The sequence below is a fragment of the Methanobrevibacter ruminantium M1 genome (genome assembly GCF_000024185.1).
In the GTDB taxonomy this organism is placed as follows: Archaea; Methanobacteriota; Methanobacteria; order Methanobacteriales; family Methanobacteriaceae; genus Methanobrevibacter; species Methanobrevibacter ruminantium.
This window is the reverse complement of the sequence record NC_013790.1, coordinates 399,777-424,807: the sequence shown is the minus strand read 5'-3', so window position 1 is coordinate 424,807 and position 25,031 is coordinate 399,777. Positions and strand designations below refer to the sequence as shown.

General features: G+C 37.9%; 31 protein-coding genes. 5 read left to right on the top strand and 26 right to left on the bottom strand.

Annotation, left to right across the window (positions count from 1 at the left end):
* Positions 1-153: 153 nt before the first annotated feature.
* Entirely contained in the window at positions 154-1,812 is a 1,659-nt protein-coding gene (locus MRU_RS12020; RefSeq protein ID WP_012955095.1) for a phage portal protein, read from the bottom strand.
* Between the two features lie 111 nt (positions 1,813-1,923).
* On the opposite strand from MRU_RS12020, the gene MRU_RS01490 reads away from it, so the two are divergent.
* Entirely contained in the window at positions 1,924-3,249 is a 1,326-nt protein-coding gene (locus MRU_RS01490) for a hypothetical protein (RefSeq protein ID WP_012955094.1), read from the top strand.
* Positions 3,250-3,251: 2 nt separating this feature from the next.
* On the opposite strand, the gene MRU_RS01485 is transcribed toward MRU_RS01490, so the two are convergent.
* The 8 genes from MRU_RS01485 to MRU_RS01450 all read right to left on the bottom strand — a co-directional run bounded on the left by MRU_RS01485 (position 3,252) and on the right by MRU_RS01450 (position 7,900).
* Entirely contained in the window at positions 3,252-4,727 is a 1,476-nt protein-coding gene (locus MRU_RS01485) for a phage terminase large subunit family protein (RefSeq protein ID WP_012955093.1), read from the bottom strand.
* 10 nt (positions 4,728-4,737) lie between these two features.
* On the bottom strand, positions 4,738-5,100 hold the full coding sequence (locus tag MRU_RS11635; RefSeq protein WP_143714279.1) for a hypothetical protein: 363 nt from the start codon (positions 5,098-5,100) through the stop codon (positions 4,738-4,740).
* A gap of 231 nt (positions 5,101-5,331) precedes the next feature.
* Entirely contained in the window at positions 5,332-5,988 is a 657-nt protein-coding gene (locus MRU_RS01475) for a queuosine precursor transporter (RefSeq protein WP_012955091.1), read from the bottom strand.
* Positions 5,981-6,439 carry a hypothetical protein gene (locus tag MRU_RS01470; RefSeq protein WP_012955090.1) on the bottom strand — a complete coding sequence of 153 codons (459 nt, stop codon included), beginning with the start codon at positions 6,437-6,439 and terminating at the stop codon, positions 5,981-5,983. The genes MRU_RS01475 and MRU_RS01470 overlap by 8 nt, the downstream gene beginning before the upstream one ends.
* Positions 6,440-6,524: 85 nt before the next feature.
* The gene (locus tag MRU_RS01465; protein WP_012955089.1) at positions 6,525-6,725 is read right to left on the bottom strand and encodes a hypothetical protein; all 201 of its coding nucleotides are present in this window, start codon (positions 6,723-6,725) and stop codon (positions 6,525-6,527) included.
* A 2-nt stretch (positions 6,726-6,727) separates the two neighbouring features.
* Positions 6,728-7,342, bottom strand: coding sequence for a ParB N-terminal domain-containing protein (locus MRU_RS01460; RefSeq protein WP_048812357.1), 615 nt, complete (start codon positions 7,340-7,342; stop codon positions 6,728-6,730).
* Positions 7,343-7,344: 2 nt separating this feature from the next.
* On the bottom strand, positions 7,345-7,683 hold the full coding sequence (locus MRU_RS01455) for a hypothetical protein (RefSeq protein WP_012955087.1): 339 nt from the start codon (positions 7,681-7,683) through the stop codon (positions 7,345-7,347).
* Positions 7,667-7,900, bottom strand: a complete 234-nt coding sequence (locus tag MRU_RS01450) for a hypothetical protein (RefSeq protein WP_048812356.1) — start codon at positions 7,898-7,900, stop codon at positions 7,667-7,669. Before MRU_RS01450 ends, MRU_RS01455 begins: the two co-directional genes overlap by 17 nt.
* Before the next feature lie 494 nt (positions 7,901-8,394).
* Between MRU_RS01450 and MRU_RS01440 the strand changes: the two genes are divergently transcribed.
* Positions 8,395-8,940, top strand: a complete 546-nt coding sequence (locus tag MRU_RS01440; RefSeq protein WP_048812354.1) for a zinc ribbon domain-containing protein — start codon at positions 8,395-8,397, stop codon at positions 8,938-8,940.
* Here MRU_RS01440 and MRU_RS11865 read toward each other — a convergent pair whose 3' ends face one another.
* From MRU_RS11865 to MRU_RS11845, 14 genes are all read right to left on the bottom strand, one after another.
* Positions 8,941-9,135, bottom strand: a complete 195-nt coding sequence (locus MRU_RS11865) for a hypothetical protein (RefSeq protein WP_048812353.1) — start codon at positions 9,133-9,135, stop codon at positions 8,941-8,943.
* A 339-nt stretch (positions 9,136-9,474) separates the two neighbouring features.
* Positions 9,475-9,648, bottom strand: a complete 174-nt coding sequence (locus tag MRU_RS11860) for a hypothetical protein (RefSeq protein ID WP_012955083.1) — start codon at positions 9,646-9,648, stop codon at positions 9,475-9,477.
* Positions 9,649-9,885: 237 nt separating this feature from the next.
* Complete coding sequence (locus tag MRU_RS01430; protein WP_012955081.1) at positions 9,886-10,119, bottom strand: hypothetical protein; 234 nt, start codon at positions 10,117-10,119, stop codon at positions 9,886-9,888.
* Positions 10,116-10,391 (bottom strand): hypothetical protein, encoded by a 276-nt coding sequence (locus tag MRU_RS01425; protein ID WP_012955080.1) that lies wholly within the window; start codon positions 10,389-10,391, stop codon positions 10,116-10,118. The genes MRU_RS01430 and MRU_RS01425 overlap by 4 nt, the downstream gene beginning before the upstream one ends.
* A complete protein-coding gene (locus MRU_RS01420; RefSeq protein ID WP_143714278.1) occupies positions 10,388-10,744 on the bottom strand; it encodes a hypothetical protein in 357 nt (118 codons plus the stop codon). The genes MRU_RS01425 and MRU_RS01420 overlap by 4 nt, the downstream gene beginning before the upstream one ends.
* 292 nt (positions 10,745-11,036) lie before the next feature.
* Positions 11,037-11,468: a hypothetical protein gene (locus MRU_RS01415; protein WP_048812351.1), complete on the bottom strand. Its 432-nt coding sequence runs from the start codon at positions 11,466-11,468 to the stop codon at positions 11,037-11,039.
* Positions 11,461-12,465, bottom strand: a complete 1,005-nt coding sequence (locus MRU_RS11175; RefSeq protein WP_012955077.1) for an HNH endonuclease — start codon at positions 12,463-12,465, stop codon at positions 11,461-11,463. The genes MRU_RS01415 and MRU_RS11175 overlap by 8 nt, the downstream gene beginning before the upstream one ends.
* A 58-nt stretch (positions 12,466-12,523) precedes the next feature.
* Positions 12,524-12,754: a hypothetical protein gene (locus MRU_RS01405; protein ID WP_012955076.1), complete on the bottom strand. Its 231-nt coding sequence runs from the start codon at positions 12,752-12,754 to the stop codon at positions 12,524-12,526.
* Complete coding sequence (locus MRU_RS01400) at positions 12,747-13,502, bottom strand: hypothetical protein (protein WP_012955075.1); 756 nt, start codon at positions 13,500-13,502, stop codon at positions 12,747-12,749. The genes MRU_RS01405 and MRU_RS01400 overlap by 8 nt, the downstream gene beginning before the upstream one ends.
* On the bottom strand, positions 13,499-13,927 hold the full coding sequence (locus MRU_RS01395; RefSeq protein ID WP_143714277.1) for a hypothetical protein: 429 nt from the start codon (positions 13,925-13,927) through the stop codon (positions 13,499-13,501). Before MRU_RS01395 ends, MRU_RS01400 begins: the two co-directional genes overlap by 4 nt.
* 24 nt (positions 13,928-13,951) lie before the next feature.
* A complete protein-coding gene (locus MRU_RS11855; protein WP_012955073.1) occupies positions 13,952-14,113 on the bottom strand; it encodes a hypothetical protein in 162 nt (53 codons plus the stop codon).
* A complete protein-coding gene (locus tag MRU_RS01390) occupies positions 14,110-14,334 on the bottom strand; it encodes a hypothetical protein (RefSeq protein WP_012955072.1) in 225 nt (74 codons plus the stop codon). Before MRU_RS01390 ends, MRU_RS11855 begins: the two co-directional genes overlap by 4 nt.
* Before the next feature lie 9 nt (positions 14,335-14,343).
* A complete protein-coding gene (locus MRU_RS11850) occupies positions 14,344-14,499 on the bottom strand; it encodes a hypothetical protein (RefSeq protein ID WP_012955071.1) in 156 nt (51 codons plus the stop codon).
* Complete coding sequence (locus MRU_RS11845; protein WP_012955070.1) at positions 14,499-14,666, bottom strand: hypothetical protein; 168 nt, start codon at positions 14,664-14,666, stop codon at positions 14,499-14,501. The genes MRU_RS11850 and MRU_RS11845 overlap by 1 nt, the downstream gene beginning before the upstream one ends.
* A gap of 640 nt (positions 14,667-15,306) precedes the next feature.
* On the opposite strand from MRU_RS11845, the gene MRU_RS01385 reads away from it, so the two are divergent.
* The gene (locus MRU_RS01385) at positions 15,307-16,164 is read left to right on the top strand and encodes a hypothetical protein (RefSeq protein ID WP_012955068.1); all 858 of its coding nucleotides are present in this window, start codon (positions 15,307-15,309) and stop codon (positions 16,162-16,164) included.
* A gap of 28 nt (positions 16,165-16,192) precedes the next feature.
* Here MRU_RS01385 and MRU_RS01380 read toward each other — a convergent pair whose 3' ends face one another.
* Positions 16,193-17,020 carry an AAA family ATPase gene (locus tag MRU_RS01380; protein WP_012955067.1) on the bottom strand — a complete coding sequence of 276 codons (828 nt, stop codon included), beginning with the start codon at positions 17,018-17,020 and terminating at the stop codon, positions 16,193-16,195.
* A 222-nt stretch (positions 17,021-17,242) separates the two neighbouring features.
* Here MRU_RS01380 and MRU_RS01375 point away from each other — a divergent pair, with 222 nt between their 5' ends.
* Positions 17,243-18,127: a hypothetical protein gene (locus MRU_RS01375; protein WP_012955066.1), complete on the top strand. Its 885-nt coding sequence runs from the start codon at positions 17,243-17,245 to the stop codon at positions 18,125-18,127.
* 20 nt (positions 18,128-18,147) lie between these two features.
* Here MRU_RS01375 and MRU_RS01370 read toward each other — a convergent pair whose 3' ends face one another.
* Complete coding sequence (locus tag MRU_RS01370) at positions 18,148-18,444, bottom strand: hypothetical protein (protein ID WP_012955065.1); 297 nt, start codon at positions 18,442-18,444, stop codon at positions 18,148-18,150.
* 370 nt (positions 18,445-18,814) lie between these two features.
* Positions 18,815-20,155, bottom strand: coding sequence for a tyrosine-type recombinase/integrase (locus MRU_RS01365; protein ID WP_012955064.1), 1,341 nt, complete (start codon positions 20,153-20,155; stop codon positions 18,815-18,817).
* A 468-nt stretch (positions 20,156-20,623) separates the two neighbouring features.
* Between MRU_RS01365 and MRU_RS01360 the strand changes: the two genes are divergently transcribed.
* Positions 20,624-24,811, top strand: a complete 4,188-nt coding sequence (locus tag MRU_RS01360; RefSeq protein WP_012955063.1) for a right-handed parallel beta-helix repeat-containing protein — start codon at positions 20,624-20,626, stop codon at positions 24,809-24,811.
* Positions 24,812-25,031 lie beyond the last annotated feature (220 nt).

The following is a 25,031-nucleotide window of genomic DNA, read 5'->3' as shown; positions in this document are numbered from 1 at the left end:
TACTTGAACAGGATGTCATAGTACTCCTGCCTGCTGTCCTGTATGATGTCTGAAACCTTGTTCAGATGGAAAAGACCCAATTCGCTTTCCCAGTGCTCATCCATGACCTTGTGGATTTTCCTCTCAAGCCTTCTGAAGAAGTCCGCAATCTCCCTACTGCACTGCTCTTCGAGTATCAAACGCCTTCTGTATTCTCTCTTGATATTCTGAATCTGCCTCTTTGAATGACGCACCTTGAGCGCCATCATCACGAGTCTGTCTCTTCTCTCTAAGCTGTTCATCCATAACACCTGCGTCCTTCATCAAGTCATTCTCCAAGCTGTCAAGAACTGTCTCCGCTTCCATCGGCACATCACCGCCATTCCATACATTCTCCAAAGGAACATTGTTCAAGTAGTATTCATCTAAAAAAGGATTGTCTGAAGCTGTCAGACCGAACCTTTCGCCAATGTTCTCGATGATCTGCCTTGGAGTGATTGAAGCCATAAGGAACAGTTCCTTGATTATTGCAATGTCTGTGGTGTAGTCCCTTGTGTCATGTTCCGTTATCTTGAATCTCCAGTCCTTTATCTTAAAGTCATTCTTTATCACTTGGTTAATTAGAAACTCATCGTTGAATCTGATTGGTAGCACCACATCGTTCTTGTAGTTTATGGTGGCTCCCTCTATATTGCTTCCACCCAAACTGCCTGTCTCGTTTATTCCGACCTTGTATGGAGGAACCCTGTGTGCATGGATTACTTCATCCCTGTTATCCTGCCTGAAGAGTCTGAAGCTCGCCTCCTTGGTCTCGACACTCAGCGGCTTCAGTTCAATCTCCACATTACCTTCCTCTCCCTCAGATGGGACAAGGATTGTTACTGCACTGTGAGGGTTCTTTATTGCCTGCTTCAATTGCTGTGAAATCTTCCACTTCAGAGTCTTTGTAACGTCATATTCAGGATTCTTTGTTCCGTCCTCAAGGAACTCCTCCTGGCCATAGTCCACGAAGTCTCCACTTACCAAGACTGCGAATGATGGCATTCCGTAGTTCTTGAAGAAGCTGGTATTGTACTTGGAACGGCTTATGTCGCTATAAATGGCTGGAATTGCACCCACTATCTTAGGCAATCCGTAGTACTTGCTTTTTGTGGTGTATTCCATAGTCCACAACAGCTCGTTTGCCCTTTCTTCCTTGCTTAAGGAATTGTAAGGGTGGAACTCTCCTGTCTCAGAGTGTACATCGCACAGATTGCCTTCCTTGTCATAGTTCTTTCCATAGATTACAAACCATACTGTCTTTGTTCCCACTCTCTGCTTTACTCTTTTCCCATCACTTGTCCTTCTTAAAGTGTAAGAAGATATATGGGATAGGTTAACAGGCTCTGATTTCGATTTATCTTTTCTGATTAATTCCAAGGCTCCGTAGCCAGTAGCCCTTCTGTCATAGTTCATTTGGTACAGCAATTCATTGATATTAGGCTCGATGTTTTCTAGAAAATTGGTCAATTTTGGCTTGTTAAGTTCCTTTTCTTTCTCTCCAGTAACTGGAACTATGTCATATCCTATTCCTGCACTGTCCCTTGCAACAACATCGACACAGTTCTCATGATATGTGTTTATCTCCAATAGCTCACACAACTGCAATGGGTCATACAACGGCTCAAGCAATGTATCATCATATTCCCAACCATCAGTCTTCAACTGCTTGCTTCCTGTCTCGTCAGATTCGCTCTTTATTGCATACCTCTCCAAGACATCTGCATCGACAATGTCATAGGATCCGTCTTCAGTGGTCACAACAAAGGCGTCTGCTTTAGCATTCTTACTCAATAATTATTCCTCCTAAAAAAAGTATATTCAATATTCATGGTGGAAAAATAGGGCAAGATTTATAGCAAACTAAAAATAGATTAAAGATTAATTGGTAAAGAGCGTGATTGTATGAGTAAGAAACAAGAAATGATGAGAATTGAAAGGTTAAAACACTATGCATATCAAACAGGACTAATAATCCCTATTTTTAAAAATCATGATTTAATTAAAAAAATAGAAAATGGAAAAATAACTAATACTGACGAAATAAAGATATATATTGAGGAAAATGAAAAGCAGATAAAAAGAAGAAGAGAATTTATAAGTATTATTTATGATAATTGCAAATATTTTAAATACGACAGCATATGTTATAAATTAATATCCAAAGTAAATAATTTTGAAATAAAGAGCCTAGAAGAATTAATGAATGAAATAGAAAGTGAAAAAAAGAAAAATGGTTTTAGAAAGAACATAGAAGAAAAAGAATTAATAAAAGAAAATGAAAATAAAGGAAGGCTAAAAGAATATGTGAGAATTGTTAGGAGAGAATATGGCTTAGATTTTACATCAGTAAAGAAATTAAAATTAAAAATCGATAATAATAAAATAAGAAGCAAAGAAGAATTAAATGAAGAAATAATTGAAGAAAAAAAGAAAACTGAATTGAGGAGAATTGTTTATGATAGTGACTTAAATTGGGACTTAAAATGGGAATTAGAATCCAAAATAAGACATAACGAAATAACAACTAAAGAAGAATTAATAAAAGAAATAAGAAGAATAGAATTTATAAATATTATTTATGATAATAACAGAGATTTTAAATTAGACTATGTCACAATACAAAAATTAGTATCAAAAATAGGAAGTAACGAAATAACAACTAAAGAGGAATTAATAAAAGAAATGACTGAAGAAAAAAAGAAAGGCATAGAAAGAAGAACGGAATATAAGAAAATTGTTAATGAAGCGCATGCCTTAGATAATACATCACAATGGAAATTAGAATTAAAAATCAATAATGATGAAATAAGAAACAAAGAAGAATTAATGAATGAAATAGAAAGTGAAAAAAAGAAAACTGAATTGAGGAGAATTGTTAATGATAGTGACTTAAATGATACCTCACAAAGAAAATTATTATCGAAAATAGATGAGGATATTGAAGTAATAACTAAAGAAAAATTAAAAAAAGAAATACAAAAAGAAGAAAGAATAATAGAATATAAGAAAATTGTTAATGAAGCGCATGCCTTAGATAATACATCACAATGGAAATTAGAATTAAAAATCAATAATGATGAAATAAGAAACAAAGAAGAATTAATGAATGAAATAGAAAGTGAAAAAAAGAAAACTGAATTGAGAAGAAAATCAGAAGAAATAATAAGAAGAAAAAAAGAGCGGAGCGACTCATATCATCCAAATGCTAATAAACCATGGAAATTTTAATATCACGCTTTAACTCTTCTTCTAGGTCTTGTCCAGAACCTGCAAGAGCCAGTAATAGTATCCACTATATCATCCTCTCCACCATCTTCACCTGTAAATGCCACCAACTGGTCAATCAACTTATTGTTCCAATGGGCTGGAACCATCTTGATTCTCCTGTCCTCTGCAAGACCTTCAAGGTCAAAAGCCCTGACTTTTTTACTGACCTGAACCTTATCTGCACGAATATTGTATCCTCTTAAATCCTCTTCTCTCCTAAACTTCTTAATCAATAGTTTTGAGCCACTTCCAGGCTCCTGCTCGACCATTACACGAGTTTGTTTTCCGTCCTTTTTACAAAGTCTCTTAAATGTTTTCAATACTTTAAGACTTGAAAACTTTCCTGCAACAAGATCCAGAACATACAGATATTCTCCATCATAGCTAGTCAAGATTGCAGAGGTTCCGTCACCAGCGTCTCCGCTTGCACCGAAATCCCAATATCTGAGCTGAGGCAAGTCCTTCGGAATGTCCTTAGGGTCAATGAGGCATGTGAGCTTGTGATTGACCTCATCCTGAAACCATTCTCTTTTAAATATCTCACCATCACGCTCTACAGGCTGTCCTTGATAGATACTATTAAAGAGATATGAGCCCATGCTTCTCTTTTCAGCCATGAGCCATTCATAGTCTCTCTGCTCTTCCCAAAGCACTTCACCTATCTTTCTTCCAAGAATATCGTCCTCGCTGTCGCAGATTGCAGGAAGGTTGAAGTCAACCCATGTGTTAGGGTCGATTGAGCCTCCGTTCCTTAAAATCCTGAATGCGTCATTTGCAGGTATTGTCGGCTCTGTCTCCTTTATGATTCCATGCAAATCCTTTAAATGAAGTCTTTGTGCAATGACAATCTTGATAGGAGGAAGTCCGTTGCTTCTCCTCTGGACCCTTGACTTGATGGTTCCTCCCCACCAGTCCTTGAGCTTTGCCTGACGTACCTTGGATTCGGCTTCAGCGACGTTCTTGATAGGGTCATCGACAATAAGGAGACCTGCACCGTATCCCATGATTGAACCGCCAGCACCTGCACTCAACATCTGTCCACGATAAGGCTCATTGAGCTTGAACTTGTTTTTAGCCTTACTATCAGACCTGATGGTCGGCTTGTACGGTGAAAGGTAGCCGTAATGATTGACAATGTCCTTCACCTGTCCTCCGAACTCACTTGCCAATCCTTGCGAATAGCTTGAAAGGATGACCTGCTCATTAGGGAAATATGATAAAAAATAGCTGCAAAAGTTCTTACTGATAAGTGTGGACTTTCCGTGCCTTGAGGGAACTCCCAGCAATATGCCGCTCACCCGTCCCTGAATTGCATATTGCAGAAGCTCTATTATCAGGACATCAAAGTCCCTAGGCTTCCAGAATCCGTTGTTTATGTAAATGCTCCATCTTCCAAGACCCATTGTTCCGTGAGCATTCACCCTGCTTGCAGCTGTCATACATCATACTTCACTTTTCTTCAATCATCTTTCTCATGTATTCCAATTCGCTTTCCATGAACTCGTCGCTTGTAATGTCTACCTCGACCCTGTTCTCCAAATCAATCTTGTTGTCGCTTTCAATGTCTGCTTCAAGGCTGGTTTCCTTGATTTCGGTAGGCTTGCCGATCATCAGCAATATTTCATTCAGGGTTGTGCTGTGCGCCTTGCTGTTCTTGTCATAGGCATGAGCCTTGCTTGTGGGCTTGGTTGTCATGTCGGTTTCGATGTCATTCATATTCTTGTTGTAGTATTCGAGCCGTTTCCTTAAATTGGGAAGCTCGGATTCGACAAGTTCATCGTAAAACTTCTCTTTCCTTAACCGTTTCTTCAATATTATGTGTTCATCGTATGCCTCTGCCCTTTCGACCCAGTTCCATGTGGATGAGTAGGCATGAAGTTGCCTAATATACCCATCTTTCTTGCCGAGCCTCTCGCACAGAACCCTCATGCTTCGTGGCTTGTCCATTGTCAGGTACTCGGTGAAGTACTCGAATGCCTTTATTGGCTCAAGCTTTCCGTTCTCGTCCCTTTGCCTTTCCCAAGGTTCGGGCATTGCCATCACCTATCCGTCTTTTCTAGCCCAAGCGATTGACTTGTATGTCAGAGGCTGCATCACCACTTCCCAAGTAACCTTAACAACATACTGCATAAGAATAAATAGCAATATGCCAGAGTTAGGCACAATACCGTAATAAGCAATGCTGCTGCATATGCAACTATCACAAAGCTCCCCTCCAAGTGTAGATCCGATTGTCCTCATGAACAGGTACTTGCTGTTGGTCCATTTCTTGATGAGCACCATAAGTCTCGCATTCACGAACTGTCCCACCAAGTATGCTATGAACCCTGCAAGCACGATTCTAGGAGTGAATCCGAACATGTAGGCATACGCTCCCTGTCCTGTCCAATAGCTTGGATACGGCATGTAGACAGTCAATGTGGTAGCCACAATCAGCAATATGTTTGCAAAGAGCCCAAGCAATATGACCCTTCGAGCTGTCCTCTCTCCATAGACTTCTGTAATCACGTCTGCCATAAGGTATCCTAACGGGAACAGGAGATTTCCGCAATCGGTTGTCAATCCCCAAAATCCCAAGTTGAAAACCTTGATGGCTAACAGGTTGCTTATCAGATTGCTCACAACGAACAATGTGACGAAAATGACTTTCTTGTCATTGAAGCTAAAATTCAAATAAGGTCTTATCCTTTCATTAATCATGATAATGTCTCCATTTCTTGTAGTACTCTTCTTGTGTCTTCATCCACTTGATGTAGGACAGCACCGCCAGATCGCCTCTCCTTTCGGTTGCGAACTTGGAATCCAACTGCTTCTGCCCAAGCCTTGCATACAATATGGTCTGGAGCCAGCTGCTGCTGTCGACGCTGTCGAAGGGAACCCTGTCGAGAACCTTTCTCCGTGTCAATCCCAATCCGTGAATCCTGCAGCCGTTCCTGTGTGCATGCCTGACGAAATGGATGAACTGGTCATCCTTGACGTCCTCGTTTCTCCAGCCGCTTATGCTGACGAAATTGTAGTCCTGGCACATCTGCTTGAAGTCCTTGATTCCGCGGTTCTTGTGCCATACGGGTATCACCTTGTCCGTGACCTCCTCCAATAAAGACCTCAATTCCAGTACCTTGTCATATCCCAGCAGGTTGTCGACGTCCATCTCGAAGTATCCATGGACCTTCTCGTTGTCCGTGTCCTGTATGAAGTCGGCGTACTGCTTGGTGAACCTGTCCCAGTCAACCTTCTTACCCTTCTGGAAGCTGTGCGCTCCGCTGTCTATAAGGACGCTTTTTTGAAGCCTTCCTTATGATGTCATAGTCCTCCATCTTCTTAAGGGTCAGGAGATAGTAGTAGCTGAACAGGTTCCAGTGAAGCCTTTTGGCAACCGGCAGGAGCCTTATGATGTCCTCGCTCATGGTGTCCGCTGCCGCCAAGTAGATCTTCATTCCTAATCTCCTTGTGAATCGACTCTCTTGAACCTTTTCACAACATCAACATGGTCGCATGCAGGGCATTGGAGCATTTCCTTTACAGGCTCATCGTAAATGTCCTCCAAGTCGACATCCTCCTCGCTCTCGTCAGGCTCGAACTCCTCCGCAAAGACAAGGTTGTTCTCCAGATTGAGCTCGGTAAGCTCGATGTCGCTGAATCCTGTAAGTTCAATGTCGAATCCTACATCCTTTAAATCTGTCAATATGGGTTCCAGCTTTGGCAGGTCCCACTCACCCTCGATGTTGTTGAGAGCCAGGTTCAAGGCTTTCTCATGGTCATCGTCCTCGACCTCGAGGTCTGACTCAGGGAATGCCCAGCCTACATCTCCAAGCCTGATGAGGTGGAGCTCCTTTATGAACTCGTTGTCCTCCATGGACTTGTCCAGAAGGACCTCGTACCTTTGGTGCCCTCCTATGATGTGGTTGTTCTTCAGGTTGATTATTATTGGGTCAACCACTCCGAATGTCTCCATGGAGTTCCTGAGCTTTGTGTGTTCAAGCTGGCTCATTATCCTCGGATTGTATTCGGCAGGCTTTATGTCGGTGATCTTTATGGTGCTGATTTCTATCATAGTCATTCCTCTTCCAATTCCTCAAGTTTCCTCAATACCTTCATGTTCGCTATCTCCTCAGCCTTCCTGTTTATGTAGTCCTCTATCGTGTCAAGCTCCTCCTTCTTCCTGCGTTCCTTCCATCTGTCTATCATCGCTATGTAAATGCAGGCGATGGTGATGGAAACGATTCCAAGAACGATTCCTATCTCGTCCCACTCCATGAAGTAAGGGTGCTCGGTTATGCTGTTGAACAATATCACTACGCCAGTGGTTATCATTGCCGAGGAGACTGTTGTCTTCAGGAACCCTGTAATCCAAACAGTCCTCCTGTAAGGGATTATCTCATATAAGTGCTTCATCGTCTCCCCCATAGCAAAGCTCGCAGTCGCACTTGGTGGTTCCGCTCACCAAATCGCTGTTGTGCTTCTCGTTGTAGTACCAAACCACAAGGGCTATCATACCGCTCACTATTGCCAATATGTAGTTCTGAGTCAATTCTCCGATTCCTAACATGCTCATCAATGGCAATAGGATAGCCACTATGAGGCTTGTAACTGTCGCTTTATCATAAATCATCATAATCACTTCTCGAAAATCTTCTAAAAAAAAAGTAGAAGATACGTCATGTACCTTCTACATTTTTTCAAACTAGGAAATATATTAAACAAACAGAGTTTTCCAAGGGCACGGCAGGAAAAAGGGGTGATGAAAACTGCCGTGTCCCCAGACAAACACGAACCCTTGAAGAGAAGGAAGGAATATGCAAAGCAATCTCCTAAATTGGCAAAGAAAACGTTCCATAACCATAACCGAACGAGATGATGGATTTGATTTTACCTTTGAAATCCGGAAAAAAGAAACAACCTAAACGAAAAAACCAGAAAAAATGATGTAAAACAATTTGTAAAAATAGCAAAAAATGGAATCATTTTCCGCTATGTTTGTTTGGGAGAATTGCTTTCCAGTCTTTCCTTCGTTCCTCTTCAACAAACATAGTGGAAAATTAGAAATGTATTTTATTTATAACAATTAAAGATAAAATTAATTATAATTTAAGAAGGTGAATGTATTTGGCTAAATTTTGTCCTAACTGTGGAAATAAAGTAGAAGAAAATGATAAATTCTGCATTTATTGTGGAAATAAACTAAGAGTTATAATTCCTGAAAAAAAAGTGAAAAGAAGCTCAAATAGTATTAATGATGAAAAAACTAGCAAATATGTTGAAGTCATTGATGGGCTAATGAGATATAAAGTTTTTCCATCAAGTTTACCTGTGAAATATATTATTTATAAAGTGAATTATGGAACAACATCTGATGAAATAAAAAATATATTAGAAAATGGGAATTATAATTATAAAATAAATATCCATTACTTCCTACAAAACAAAAAATTATATTTCCGTAGCCCAAAAAATCCGAACATGTTTTTTAAATTTCATAATGATAGATTCAATGAGGAGATGAGGAAAGACAATAAAGAAATAATACATATTTCTTCATATGCTAGGGTACATAGACCTTCATTAACTAAAATATTTAATTTTAACCAAGAAAAAACATTTATATTGGCAAATAAACATTTTGAAGAAAATATAAGGAAAACAAGATTATGATTATCTCTTCAATCCTATTCTTTTCATCTCCTTTTGAATAGCCATGTACTCATGTGAAAAATTGTTCTTTCTGTGTCCGTTCGCACTTGTTCCATAGCTACCCAAACCGTATTTCTTGTATTCATCTACAATCAGCACTTTCTGCTTTATTTTTAGCCTCCTTTTAGCCTGGTATCTTGCCTTCTGTTCCCTCAAGGCATTCCGTCTGCAACTGTCTGAACAGTACATCTGCCTGTTGTGAGACTTGGTGAACGGCTTTCCGCAGTACTTGCACTTAACAGGATAGTGCTTCTCATTGTCCAGCGTCATCTGTATGGCTTCTTTTTTACTTAACATATTATCATTGCTTCTTTTCGAGTCTGGCTTGCTTGACTTCCTTCCGGATATAGTTTCTCCTCCATAGCTTCAAGTGCCAATGGGTGCTGTAGAAGCACTTTTCGCACCAAACCCTAAGCTCATGGTGCAAAATCCATTTAAATAAGATTTTAAAGGCACTGACTTCCTTCACCTTTCCGCAGTACGGACACTTGAACCTCATGACAGCTTCCTCCTTGGTGTCCAGTCTACGCAATATGTAAGTCCTCCGTCCTTGTTGACAGCCTCTGAACCTATCCTGCAAATGTTCACTGCTATCTCTCCGTTGATGTCTGGAATCAAATGGCTGTGCTTGCAGGTTCCGCATACATTCAATTCCTTTATTCTATCCATAAGCAATGCTCCTTATGTGTGAAAATGATTCATGGAGCTGGTGATCAAAACGAATAAAAACATAAAAAATAGCTCCATGGTGATTTTGTGGTGTGTATTCAGGACTCGAAATTAAGGAACATCTCCCTTATTATCTCAAAGTCCTCCTTTGAAAATGTGTAGTAGCTGCATGGTGTCTTGAAGCAAACCCTTCCGTCCTCAGTCATCCTCAGCTCGAACTGGCTTGCAACCCATTCCCTATAATTCATCTTTTCCTCCTAGATAATACTTGGCATTTCCCAAATCGTTTGTCAGTATGTCGCATATCCTGTCGCACAGGATTTCAGCCTCCTCAAAGGAAAAGGAAGATGAAGAAGAGTAGGATTGAGCAAAGACGAGCCTGTCGACCTTGCTGAAAAACCTGACTTCCACCTGCTCCAGTTCCTCGTTGACCTTGACATAGTATTCCTCTTCCCATTCGTCGCTAATCATTCCTTCACCTCAATCTGCACATATAGCAAATCCTTCTTCTCATCACCAGGATTGTCCTCAACCTCCAGAATGTCCACTATGATTCCATCCATGCCTTTCAATATGGTGTGCAGGTCATAGATTGCGGAATATTTCAGAATCACAATGCCTTCCTTCATGTACTTTGGAAAGGAATAGAAGTAGATTGAATTTTTGGATTCAATCTCATATTCCACTCCCTCGAACTCCTTTGACAATCCTATAAGGTCATTCATGACTGTTTTCACATTCATTTTATTGCCTCAAAGGAATGCTTCAAAGCGGTTTCATACATTCTTCTGATGTGCTTGAGCTTGACTTCTAGCTGCTCGACCACGAAGGAGTCATAACCAATCTTCTGCCTGATCCATTTCTCCTTGTCCTTTTCGGTCGGCTTTTCCTTTCCAAGTTCCTCCTTCCAGTCGGTATTGAACCAGTAAAGGATTTCCTTCTGCTTGAGGGCATGTCTCTTCAAGGTGTAATCCATCTCGACATTCTTGTACACATCCAAGAGTTCAGCGAAGCTGCCAACTTCAACATCCAATATCTCAAAAAGTGCCTTGTACATTTCAAAGAAAACAGAACAGTCGAAATCTTCAGGGTTCATGTTTTCTCCATCTGACTTTCCAAAATTGTCCAAACTTCCAATTGTCATCAAAAACAACTCCATCAATTAAATAAATAAATAAATAAAAAAAAATTATTTATAATAATATAATATAATAAATAAAAAATTTTAAAAAAAATAAAGTAAGTATAGGATACGTATTTATACTTATAATACGTACCAATACTTACTCGACTTCCATAAAGGTTTTTTGAAAAAACAAATAATTATGGAATACGTATTTATACTTATAATACGTATTAATACTTATTCGGGTCTCATAAACCTTTTTTCACATTACGCTATCATGCTTAGGAACTTCTGCAAATTCAAATATGTTCATGCAGTTGTCCTGACATTCCTTCTTCAAGTCATCAAAGTCAACCTTGTGAACATGGGCGAGGTTCCTAATCTGGTTCTCTCCGATTTTCCCATATTTCTTGTGCATTCTGTTTAAGCTTGCCATAGCCTTCTCCATAGATTTGTTTGATTCCAATTTCAACTGCTTTGATTTGCGAACATGACATAACTTGTCTCTTAGTGCGTTAATCTCATTTTCTTTGGTTTGGATGTCCTTAATGATTTCCGACTCGTCATCTTCAATCCCTAAGAACATCTTCAACTGATTCTCAAAGAATTCGCTTCTGCTGCAAGGTAACTTGTCTTTTGCTAATTGCCACAAATTAGGGTCAACCGTGAGATTAACTCTAATCTTGTTAGCCATCATACCTCCCAAATCTTTTTAAGAATCTAATTAGGCTTTTTGGAGAGGCGTCCTTGCCATAATAACTATGGTATTTGCTATGGCACCATTTACATAAAGCAATGCCGTTCTCCAAATTAACCCTGTAACTTGGATTATTTTGATAGCTGAAGATATGGTGAGCCTCCAAATGCTTAGATCCTCCACAGCATTGGCATACTCTGTCTGAATCTATGACTACTTTTTGCCAGGTTCGATACTCTGGACTGTTTCTGTTGCCATATTCATCATATTCAGAATCTTCAGAATCATTTAATATTTCAATTAAATTGCATTCTAAAAAATATTCATATCCATAATTAGAAGAAAAAGATTTCAATATGCCAGTTATTCTTACTTCCTGACCCATGGAATACAAGTCAAAAGAGCATTCATCCCTTAGCAGAAGAACCTTTAAACTTTTAGAAGTGTCATCAGAAGAGACAATCAATAGCTGTGATTCCAAGAACTCTGATTCATCTTGTAGCAGTCTAAAAGACCTCCCTCCACATTCTGGACATAGTGATGGTTCTAAACTTGAATTGATGGTTTGAGGTATTTCACGCAAACTCATGCAACCCCTACATTCATAGACTGCAATGTCAAGTATTGGTTTAGGTTCCTTAGCTTCCATGACTTTGGCTTCAAAAGATATTAACTTTCCAATGTATTTGCTGTCTGCATTCACAAAATCAATGCAGTTTGACACATTTTTGAATTTGATGTCCAACTTTGGATCTTTCATCAATGGGTCAATGTTCTTGATTGCTTTCTGTGAAGCTGCGATTACTTCGTCAGGCTTTTCAATCAACAAGTCTGCCAAATCAGGATCAAACATTTCCAAATTCTCATAGTCCACAACCAATGTCCTTTCCTCAGGATACTTTTCCAAAACTTCCATGACTTCGTCCTTGTATACAGTGCTGAAAAACTCTTCAAACTTAGCTAAACTTGTTTTTGTCTTATTTATATTATCCATTATTTCACCTCTTTTAATATGGTAAAATCTTTGTTCGATAAATAAAATTCAAATTTTGCTAGAGCATTTGCAATCTATTGTCCTCCTCCAAGACTTGTCTGATGTGTTTGCAATAGGATTCAGGGTTTGAGATGTGAGGGTTCATCCTGGACTTCCTGTAATAGAAGTCAGGACAGCTGCAGAACAGGTTTCCCTCATCATCCACTGAAACTATGTACTTGATGTCGGAAGAGGAGGAAGGAACCTCCCAATCCGTGAAGTCTCCCTCTTCCTGTATGCACTCAATCATCGAGGTTCACCTCTCCCTTCGGAAGTGTCTTTATGTACTCGATGAGCCTGTTCCTTTCCTCGTCGGTCATGGTGCCTATGGTCCTAGCCTTCTGGATGAGGACACCTTTAAGGCAAGGCTTTCCCTCTGCCTTGATTGTCTTGCAGATGGTCTTCACCCAATTCTTGCAGACAGGGTCCTCATCCACAGGCTCAATCTTGTCGGCAGTCTCAAAACCCGCATTTTTGTCATACGGAGATTCAATTATCTCTGCAACTTCCGCCTCAATGACATGATTGGTCTTGCTGTGCTGCACCTTGTCGAATGCAGGATCCAATTCGTCAGCGCTGACGTCCCCTGCACCGATGAGCTCGCTTATGGCTCTGTTGGTTGCACGGGTCTTGGCTGTCGCCTTTATGCTGTGGTTGCTCATTTCCCTCTTTCCGGACTCTCTTCTGTCGCAGCTTCCGTCTGACTCGACAAAGCGTCCGTTAGGCAAGGTGGCTCTGACAGTATACTCAGCCTCAATGACGATTCCCTTGTCATTCTTGACGATTTCCTTGTCGATTATCTGTGTGTTTATGTTGAAGGCACGTGCGTACTTCTGCCAAGCGCTCTTGGTCTTGTACTTCCTGCCTCTGTGTGTCTGATAATCTGTTTCGTCCAATAGCTCTCTGGTCAATCGCTGGTATGCCTTCCATTCCTCGATGGCATAGTCAACGTCGACAGGTACATTATTCTCGTTAGTTGTAGTAACTATCTCATTCATGCTTTCTCCTCAATTTCATATTCGCTAAAGTTCAAAATCCTGTAGCAATCGTCGCTTATCCTGTGCAGGCAACCGTAGATGTCTGCAAACAGGAAGTTTCCTGCGGAATAGTGTCCGTAGGCATCTCTGATTCCTCTTGTGGACTTCCATCTCTGACCGTAAAAATCAGACTGCTTTTTGCAAGCCTTTCCTATGTGTGAAAGGAAGCCTTTGTTTATCTTGTCCTTTTCAAAAAGCTGGTCAGGAATTTCCCTTTCAGTCTTTTTGCTGAAGGTTATCTGGTAGAAGTCAAAGAGATTGTCGATTGCCTCCAACAATCTGTAAGCGCATTCGTACTTCCTTTCGTCATAATGGGACTCAAGGTATTTCAGATATGCCACTGTGTCCCATCTCAAGAAAACAAGCAGTCCTGTGTTCCTTCTCATGAAGTCCTCAAATTCCTTAGTCATCTAAATCACTCCTGCAACAGTCGGCTCTGCAAGCGCAAAGAAAAGAAGTAGCATTGCAATGCTTATGGCAAGGCATATGACAGCAAGGATTTCGACATCATGCCTTTCAGCCCATGTCCTCTTGTGGAGCCTTGCAGGCTCGAAGTCTGCAAGCATGCTCATACGAACAGCTCCTCGTTGGTCCTTGGGTCTATGACCTTGACATCCTCTCTTCTGAAGCCTACAAGGTTCACAAGTGCAAACTTCTGATCCCTTGCCTCAGCCTTGCAGCAGCATTCGGAATACTTTTTGCCTTGTAGGAAAACAATGCAGGAAAAAGGAGGGTAGATGGAATATCCATCTCCTTCTCCTTTCCTGATGTTTTCAACCATCTCTGCAACCATATCCAACACCTATTCAGTGTCAAACTGTGGTTTGCAGAAGCTGCAAGGTTTCATGTCTACAGGCTTTTCCTCTAGAATGGTCTTGTTCTCGTTCAACAGCCAGTGGTTGCAGAAGCAGTCCTCTGTGTGATAGACCAATGTCCTGGTGTTTCCCACATAGCACATTAGGCATCACCTTTTTCAGAAACTCTGCTTGCAAGTTCGCTAGGTTTGATCTTTCCCAATAACATATCAACGAAATTAGGAGAGCGCACGTCTCGTTCAATGGCTAAAGCCCTTCTGATTTGGGCTTCTGTGTATTGAACTCCGTCAATTTCGATTAATTTTTCCATGATTACACGTCCAAATTTTAGTTTAAGGAAAATTATCAAGCGCCAACTTAAAATAATCTTCCTTATTTAGTTATATGTTATTCTTGGTATTTAAAACTTTTTAAATAAAAAATAGAGATTAAATTGTTCTTATTTTCTAAAAATAATCTCTTTATGAGATTTTTAGATAATAAGCAAAAAGTTTTGGAAATATATTAAAAAAAGTAGATTCAAATCAATACGGCTTAATAGCTGCTGTTTAGCCATAAAAAGCAAGATTTTAAATATTTGAAAGTTCAATATATAAAATGTTGCATAAAAAGAATGATTACACGTCCAATGTTTTCTTTTTTTACATGCAACAGCTAGTGGAGAGTAATTTACAATACGCCAATATTGCATTTTACTCTGCGAAGCTAGTACTGATTTTGACTGATTTTCTTAAAATAAATTTCATAAAAAACCGCTATTTTTTACAAATTATTTCACTAACAATAACTACTTTATTCTATGTTTTAGGTTGTATATAAGCAGTCAACGTGACCCGACCCGACCCGAGGGGTAGTTGCATTTCAAGTGTAAAAATTTCATTTAAAAAGTAAAGTTTAAAAAAATAGTTTAACATATTTAAATATAACATTATTCAAATTTTGGTGATAAAATGTTTTTGGAAAAATGCGATGGAAAAGATACAATCAGCATGTCTCTTCAAGAAAAGATGAATCTTATATTGGAAACTATGGAAAGCAAAGGAAGCCCCTTCATATCCTGTATTCATTGTAACATACCTATAAATGAAGCAGAAGAATGGTACAAAAATGGAGAAATAGGAGATCAGGACTTTATAAATTTCTATGATGATGTAAACTTGATTGAAGAAAGTTTTGGGTTTGAAATTTATAAAAAATCAGAATATCCTACATTACATACTCAGAGCATAAATCAAATAGCCTCTACTTATCCAATGAACAGAACCCAAAATGAAAAGACACCACTATTCCTTAGACGAGAAAGAAAATTATACGAAATAACTAATATTTTTAAATCCCATTCAACAAATGAAATTTTTATATCAATGGATTCTAAATCAAAACTAAAACATGAAATAAAGTATGATTTTACTCTTAAAGAATTAAACGAAATTTTTAAAAATTATTTAGAAGAGGATTGTTCAATTTACATATTAAACGATAATAGAGCGTTTGTAATGACATTAGGACACTTCCAATTTGAATTTGATGTTTTTGGTTCTGCAAAAGAAAGTTATGTATTTGATGTTGAAATTGACGATGAAAAATACGATAAAATATTCATTCGTTCTTCATACTATTTTAATATTCCTGTTGATGAATTGGATGGCTTGGCTAAAATATTGAAACAAAAAAGAATAATTGAAGAAGGATTTTTTGAAGGCCAATTCTTATATCACACTCCAGGAAACGGCATGACATATGGAGACCCAGTAAGAATTATAGAAAATGAAATTGAAAAATACGCTTTTAGATTCATAACTTTTTAAATATATGAAAGAGGAGGAAAAAGGAATTTCAATCAAGAAAATTCCTTATTATCTTTCCATCACCAAAGACTTCAGCCTTCTGACCGGCAGCGCTCAGAAGCTTAATGCCATACCTCAGATTGCCCAGGTCATAGGACTTGCCGGCAACAACCCTCACCAGCTCATCGCTTATCACGCCAGGATAGAAACCGAAGGCGCACCTGTCGTCCAGTATGTGGTACATCTGCTCCAAGGAGTACTGGTCAAAGAATATCGGAACCCTGTTGAAGATTGTCTCGACGGAAGGAGCAAGCTTCAGATTCTCCTTGTTGCTGACGGTGAAGATGCAGATCTGTATGCCTTCCTCAGCCTCATGGATTCTCAGGAAGTTGTAAAGCATCTTGTTGAGCCCATCGCGAGACTTGAAGCTGTCAAAATCGTCCAAGCCTATAATCAATATCTTATTTTCCTTCTTAAGCCTTGCGACAATCTTGTCGAAGAGCATGGTGTTTGACTTGCCGTTTATCGAGCCCTTTACTCCGTACAGCTTGTTGTATATTTTTCCGTAGACTGTGTTTTCTGTGTTGAACAGCTGACAGTTGATGTAGACTGTTACTATGTTTGGAAAAGCCTCGTTCAACATCTTGAAGAACTGCTTTAATGTTGTGGTCTTTCCTGTCGCATTGCCTCCGCACAATTGCAGGTTCTTGGGAGCTATGTTGTCAGGTATTGAATTGCAGTACATCGCCATTTTCGCCAGCTGCTCGTCCCTGTATTTGTAGATGTCCGGCACATAGTCCATCTCAAAGACTTCCCTGTTGAGGAATACAGGAGATTCCTCATCATTTATTATATTAATTAGATCTTGTGTTTTCATTGAAATTTCCCCTTCATAAAAAAAAGAATTTCGACTGTCTTTTTTAAAAATTTCTCACCAAGAGATGATATAATATTGGTTAAGTGCTACATATAAAATTCAGAGTAGAGCATTTGAAAAGTAATCGAGCTCAATCTTCAAGTGTAAAAAAATTAACAAAATAATTAAATATAGAAAAACAAAATATTATTATGTTTTAATTTTTAAAAAGGGGATGACAATATGGGAATGAAAAAAGTTAAGATCGAAAGTAAAGCAAAAAATAATATGACAAGAAACGAAAAACTCTTCTATAAATTATATGACGATTTATATAATGAAGATAGATTAATTTTATTCTCCACATATTTTAACATATATGATAAATTTATTTTTAAAAAAGATATAATCCATTATGTTTTAATGAACTACTCTGAAAATGAAATTATTGAAGCAATGAAAAAAATTGATGAAATTCAGTCAGAAGGCATTGATATTAAAACATTCATACCTAAAAAGTATTGTCCAAAATGTAAAAAAGTAATGGACAGTTATGGGAAAATCTGCCCAGATTGCGGTACAATATTAATAGAAGATGAAAAGAAAATTCAAGAGCTTCAAGCAAAAGATAAAGCATATGAAGAATATCTAGAAAAAGAGTATAATATTTATTTACAAAACTCTTATCACAATATGATTCAAGGGTCATATACTATTAAAATACGAACTCGAAAGCCTAAGACTGAAACTGAGATAGTGCGCATACCTGCTCAAACAGTAACATCAAGAGGCAAGTTCAATTCAATTAGCCAGCATTATCCAAGTGAAACCTATACAAGACAAAAAGTGACTCGTGCAAAGTATAAAGAGTGTAGAGTTCTTTTTGACAAAGAGAAGATGATATTAAATATTGATGGAACCGCAACTAAACTTTATTATGATGAAGTTTGTGAATTGGAATATCCTGAACAGGAAGTGAATGAACTAGTTACTTTAACATTGCACAATGGCACAGTACTTACTTTTAAAATAAAAAATGGATGGTTTGCTTCTGATAATGAAAAAAAGGCAAGATTTGACGCTTTCGTAAAAACCTTTATTGAACAAGGGAAAAATCTGCCTCTATAACACTTTCCATAAAATAAAAATTAAATTTTTGCAATCAAAACCATCTGATCTTGATATTTTACAGGAAGGCAAATGTACTTTATGTATTCATCTTCCTGCACTCCTTCAAGAAGCAGTTCACCGCACATAGGAATCAAAAGCATTCTTTCATCACCCTTTTCAAGCACTTCGCAGATGTCCTCTTCCCACAGGACAGCATTCACATAGTCGCAGTTCCAGTTCTCAGGAACTTCAACTTTCAACTCATTTTCAGAATTTGCCTTTGCAGTCTTTATGATATAATCATCTTTTGAACATTCTATTTTTAATGTATTCATTTTCAACCTCCATAAGTGTTTCCTAATTTTCGGTCTTTTGACTCACATATATAAACTTAATGAATTTCCGTGTTTGTGATTACGAGATGATTATAATATTGATGTCATATTGTTAAAAATTGCAGTTTCACTTATAAGTTTTTCGGCACAGTTTCAGGAAAACAAGTTGAAGCAAATTTAATTAATTACATATTTTATCAAAATATAAGTTATATGAACAGTAGCCATAATTATGACAGTGATATTTAATTTAATTAAAAGTAGTGTTGGAATCAGTGAAAAGGAATTGATGTATGTAGATATGCTTGTGGTTTTTATTAAAAAAAGTAAAAAAAGAAGAATAATTTCATTATTCTCCAAAATCGAAAATTCATTTTGAGTCCTGAATGTTCAGCCAGTTCTCGAAGGCGTCCTTCATCTTCTCATGGACGGCATCGTCAATGTACTTCTCCATGTCCTTCTTCATGTTCTCGTTCTCTTCCTGAAGCTCATCTATCTTCTGCTGCAAGGATTTCCTTTCCTCGCTTGTAAGGAAACGGACCTCAACATTCTCGAAGCTCAAGTCAGGAATGCACCTCATGTACTCCTCCTTGATTGTCTCCTTCAGGTAATCGTTGTTGATGTAGTGGCTATCCGTTACCAGCGGAGCCTTGTGCCCTTCCATAAGTGCGCTTATCCTTGCATCCACACGGTTCTTAGCCAATGTTGAGATGAAGAACTTCCTGAGCCCATGCGCATGGAACTTGGGGATTGTCGCAACGCTTTCGTCATAGGTCTCCTGACTGATCTCGCCATGCTCCAGCTTGTACTTGAAGACCCTTTCCCTCTCGGCGCTCAGCTTCTCGCTGTATTGGGACAGGGTCCAGCTTATGCTGTTGGGCGCTATGAAGTTCTTGTACTTCCTTTGGCGGCTTGCAAAGAGAGGGTCATTCTTGGTGATCTTCAGGTCAGTGCCGTCCTTCTCGTTCTTCCATTCAAAGTACTTCACACGCTCATTCAATGAGAAAAGCAAAAGGTCGCTGCTTTCAGGGGTGTTGCACACCTTGCAGGGAAGCCTGAACTTTCTGGTCTTTTGAGGGAAAAGCTCCCAGAAGCCTATCATCCCGTCAGGTGCTGAATCCAGGAAGTCCTCGACCTCCGTGCAGCCATGGTACTCCTCGGTCGCAGTCATGAAGTCCTTGATGGTCAATGACCTCATGTCCCTCACTCTCAGTCCTGTAACGGCAGCGAAATTGATGACCGCCTTGTACTGCAGATTTGCTGTGTCGAGGACATACTTTATGTCGTCCTTTGTCAGGAGATACCAGTCCTGTGGAGTGTCGTCCAGCTTCGGAGACTTGGGCAGTATGATTCCCAAGGTGCTCAGTATGGTCCTCATGTACCTGACATAGGAGTCTATGCTCACCTCGGTGCAGCCCCTTCCCTTGAGGTATTCTATGAACTCAAACTGCATGATGTTTATCCTTGACTGGTTCGGGTTGAACCTTATGATGATGTTGTTCTCAATCCTATCGTTCTGCTGGCTTCTGAGCTCATGCACGGTCTTGTAGAACGGCTCCCCTGTGAACCTCACGAAGTTGGTGGCGGCATTGAGGTATGACTGCAGGCTGCTCTCCGTCAGGTTCGGTCTCTGCAACAGGTAGTTCTGGAATTCAGGGTCTTCCAATAGCTGTTGTCTAAAAGTCTTCATGATGATATATATCCCTCCCATATGAAATCTCTATTATCTAAGAGCATTTGAAAAGAAATGTTTTTTTAATTCGTAACTTTTAAGACAAATGTACAAAAATAGACAGTAAAATTAGGGTTATATTGAGGTCAGACCCAGAATAATTAATTATTACAATCAATTAAAAATACATTTTTTTTATAGCCAATAAGAAAGAAATTTTACAAATTTAAGCTAAATAAGACATTATTTCAGAAAAATAATATTAGAATTAACTTAAATAAGTAAAAATAATTAATTATATTATAGAAAAAGATTAATAAATAAAAATATAAAGATATGAATATTAGTTTATATAATATGAGAAATAAATATAACAATAGTTAATATATACAAAAATTAAGATTTTTATCAAACTGCAAAGATAATCATTAAGTATTTAATAATTGTATAATTTAAAAAAAAATAAATATTAAATATTAAATCTGATATAATTAGAAAGTGAGAAATATGAAGAATAAGAGTTTAATATTAATTTCTTTATTATTACTGATTACAATAATAAGCATAGGATCTGTTGTTGCAACGGATAATGAAGAAATTAATATGGATAATATAAATAATATTGATAATAATGAGGATATCGCTAATATTGATAATGTCGATAATGTCGATAACTCCAATATAAACAATCCAACTGACATAAGAATAGACAATTCAAACCTAAATAGAGAAACAGAACTAGATTCAAATTTAAATAAATCTAATCAGATTAGGGAAGACGAATTAGAACAAAGCAATGCAAAATCCAATCTAAAATCAAGCAAGCTATCCTCCACAATCACTGTAGACGGCTCAGATGAAAACCAAATGTCTAATCCAACCATTCAAAGCGCTATAGACAGTGCAAATGCTGGAGATACAATCATAATAACCGGAAAGTCATATGTTCACTGCCATTTCATAGTTAACAAGCCACTGACAATAATAAGCGAGATTGGAACATCAATGAGCCCATGCCCTTCAAATACAAAAGGCTCTGGTGCACATGGAATATTCTACATAAGCCCTGAAGCTAGCGGAACAGTCCTAAAGGGATTCAATCTAACAAACACATATGGTGACTATGACGACTATGGAATACTCATAAGAGGAGCAGAGAATGTAGAAATAATCAACTGTACAATCAATACAGTCAGCGACGGTGACGGAATAAGAATAGAAAATGCCACAAACACAAAAATAGCTGACTGCCTAATTAAGGATTCAAACATTGGAATAAACATTACAGGTTCAAGCAAAACAACCGTAACAAACAATAACATAACAAACAACAAGGTCACAGGTGTCAATGTAGGAATAAATAACAACGATACAACTATTCACACTAACAATATCACATATAACCAGCATAGCGGAATAGACCTCTACTCTGGAGATTATGTATACATCCTAAACAACTTCATTGGTCACAATCAAAATTCTAAAAGCTCAAGCGGAGCTGGAATATATGTTAACTCAAATATCACCAAAGTTGAAATCAAAGGAAACTTCCTCAAGCAAAACGGACAATACGGAGTCCTAAACGACTATCGTGTAAGAAATATGGATGCATCCAGAGGAGCTGAAACCCTAGAGATAAACAATAACAATTACTATTTAGGACATACCGAAAGAATCACATACCATATCGAATACAGCAAATATGCCGGAGGCCCATTCACTTACGACAGCGAAAATGATCTATACGTCTATGTGGGGGACGGAAATGGAGACTGGGACATTGGAAAGACTGTAGTCTACCTTGGATATGCATTCTACAGAGACGAAACCGTTTGCGGATCCACTCTCTTTAAAGCTCCAAGCACCACTTGGGGAACTGAGGTCTATAAGTTAGAGATCAGTCCAATCAGCCAAGTCAAAAAAGGAGTATACTCTGTTTCGATTGTAGATGTCAACGGCATCGTTGCAAGCGACATAAGCTCAATATATGTGACTTTCTATTTAAATAAAAACAATACCGATGCAGAGCCTCAAAGCGGAGACATCTATAAAACTGTCCTAATGGAAAACGGAACTGCAACTGTAAATCTTACAGACAAAGAGTTTAAAGAAAGTGGAAATAAGATAACCGCATGTTTCCCAGGGCTTTATAATGTATATACCATCAACCCATATGCGACCTTTGATGTAAATGACTCAGATATCCCTGGAAGCTATAGAAACACCACAATCAATGCAACAGATATGAGTCTTGTTCCAAACTCTGGAAACAAGATTACTGCAAGATTAACTGATGAAAACGGAAATCCTGTAGCTGGAGAAAGCCTTCAATTCAAGATCTCTGGAATTTCAACAACATATACAAGAACTACAGACGAAAACGGTGAGGCAAATCTTAAGGTAAGCCTATCAAATCCAAAGACATACACTGTCAACATCAACTTTAAAGGCAGTGAAAACTATAATAAAAGCTCAAAAACAATTAAATTAACCGTTAAAAAACAAACCCCTAAAATAGAAAGCTCAAACATAGATCTATTGCCAAAATCCGGAGAGAATTTCACAGTCACCCTAAAGGATGCAAACAACAAGGCAATAGCAAATAAAGAAATAAGCTTCACATTAGGCAAAAAAACATACACAAGAACTACAGATGAAAATGGTCAAGCAAGCTTAAAGATAAACCTTGCAAACACTGGAAAATACACAATAACTACAAAATCCGAAAAGACAAGCCAATACAACGAGGTTTCAAAGTCCAATACAATAACAATCAAAACTGGTGCAAACAAAGTAAATATCGAAAGCTCAGATAAGACCTACATTCCTAAATCCGGTGAAAATTTCACAGTCACCCTAAAGGATGCAAACAGCAATCCAATAGCAAGCAAGGAAATAAGCTTCACATTAGGCAAAAAAACATACACAAGAACTACAAATGAAAATGGTCAAGCAAGCTTAAAGATAAACCTTGCAAACACTAAGAAATACCCAATTACAACAAAGTATGCCGGAGATGACACATATTCATCAGCAAGTGCCGAAAATACAATAACAATAGCAAAAGCAGCTGCAGAACTTACAACTTACAACAGAACATATATCAACAAATCAGGACAAATGTTCAGCGCAAAGCTTACTGATAAAAACAATATTCCATTGGAAAATGAAAAGATAAGCTTCACTATCGGCAAGAAGACATATAACAGAACCACAGATGCAGATGGCTTAGCATATCTTACAATAAATCTTGCCTATGATAAAAATATCAGCACAAAATTCTTAGGAAACGATCAGTACAATGCAAAAACAAACACAAATTCAATCACAATAACAGATGAGATAGAAACCGCTTATATCGATAAAGGCCTTAAAAACGACGAGATTCAAAGAATCATAGATGAAATTAAGCCAAATTATGATGTAAAATTCTTAGGTGACAGTTACGACGATGTCAATCTAAACATTAACAAAACCTTATTAATCTACACAGACGTAAATACCACATTAAATGGAAAATCAGCAAGCCCTGTTTTCAATTTAAGAGGGGGTAATATTGGAGTAAGCTTCTTTAATATAAATGTAAACTCCACAGATGGGGAAGGATATGGAATAATCCTTAACAATACAAAAGAAGCAGTGATAGATGGAAACACAATAAGCAACATATTGGATTCATCTAAAATGACTGATTACAATAATGGAAGCACAATACTTCCAGGGCATGGAATTGAAATATTAAACAGCAAAGCAACATTGATTGAACAAAACAATATAGACCACTTTGAAAGCGGAATCTATATGGAATACAGCGATGATGCAGTGATAAGAGAAAATACCATTACTGAAAACAATTATGGTATCAAATACGGATTTGGAAACTCCAACACCCAAATTTACAACAATACAATAATTGACAATATCGGATGGTACACAGAAGAGGTTCCAGAAGGCCCTAGAGGCTATGGAGCATTCCTTAATAATTCAGCAACCAATATAACAATCACAGATAACAATATCAGCAATAATTATATGGGAATTTCCGTTGATGCAAACAAGAGCACAGGAATCGTCATCACAAGAAATCTGATTGCAGACAACTCACTTGAAGGAATCAGATTCAACGAAGGCTATGACCTGGCAGAAAATGCAATTGAACCAGTGGTAACTGACAATGCAATCTATAGAAATGCAGAAGGCCCTAGCCTAATGATTCTTGGTGAAATGAGCGCAAATCCAAATGGAATCTATGGAGCCGGCCAATGGGACGACAGCATGAAGCTAAAGATAGATCCAAACTGGTACGGCGTAAACAATCTTAGAACCTGGGACTATGAAACCGGCATTGTAGGGGTTGGAACAATGTGTCCTAGAATCAAGTCCACTACAATCAAGTTCAACACCCTTGAATATGAAAATGGAACTTATAAAATCAATTTCTATAAAAACGGCACTTTTGCAATCAATCTCGCTAAATTCGACATCTATGCCACAATAAATAGAAATACAGACAAAAAGGCCGAAGTTCATTTCTATGTGGAAAACGGTACAGGTACATTCAGCTTTGATAAGTCAAACTACCTAGACAGCAATAACACAATTGAAATATCTGTAGGATCTTTGATAAATGTGGTGGATAGAATTTATAGTGTTGTTTATGCTTATGACGTTCCAGATTCAGAGATTCCAAATTAAATAAAAAATAATTAATTTTATTTTTTATTTTTTATTTTTTTCTTTATTTTTCTTTATTTGAAACATATTACTTTCTTTTTTTATTTAATCTATTTTACTCCTTTTTCTTTTTAAACTATTTTTTGATGACTAAATTTTAAAACTTTGTAAAGATATTCTAAAAGAATGCCTTATCAATCACCATCAATTCTAAAAAAATATTGTCGGAAAATACATATAA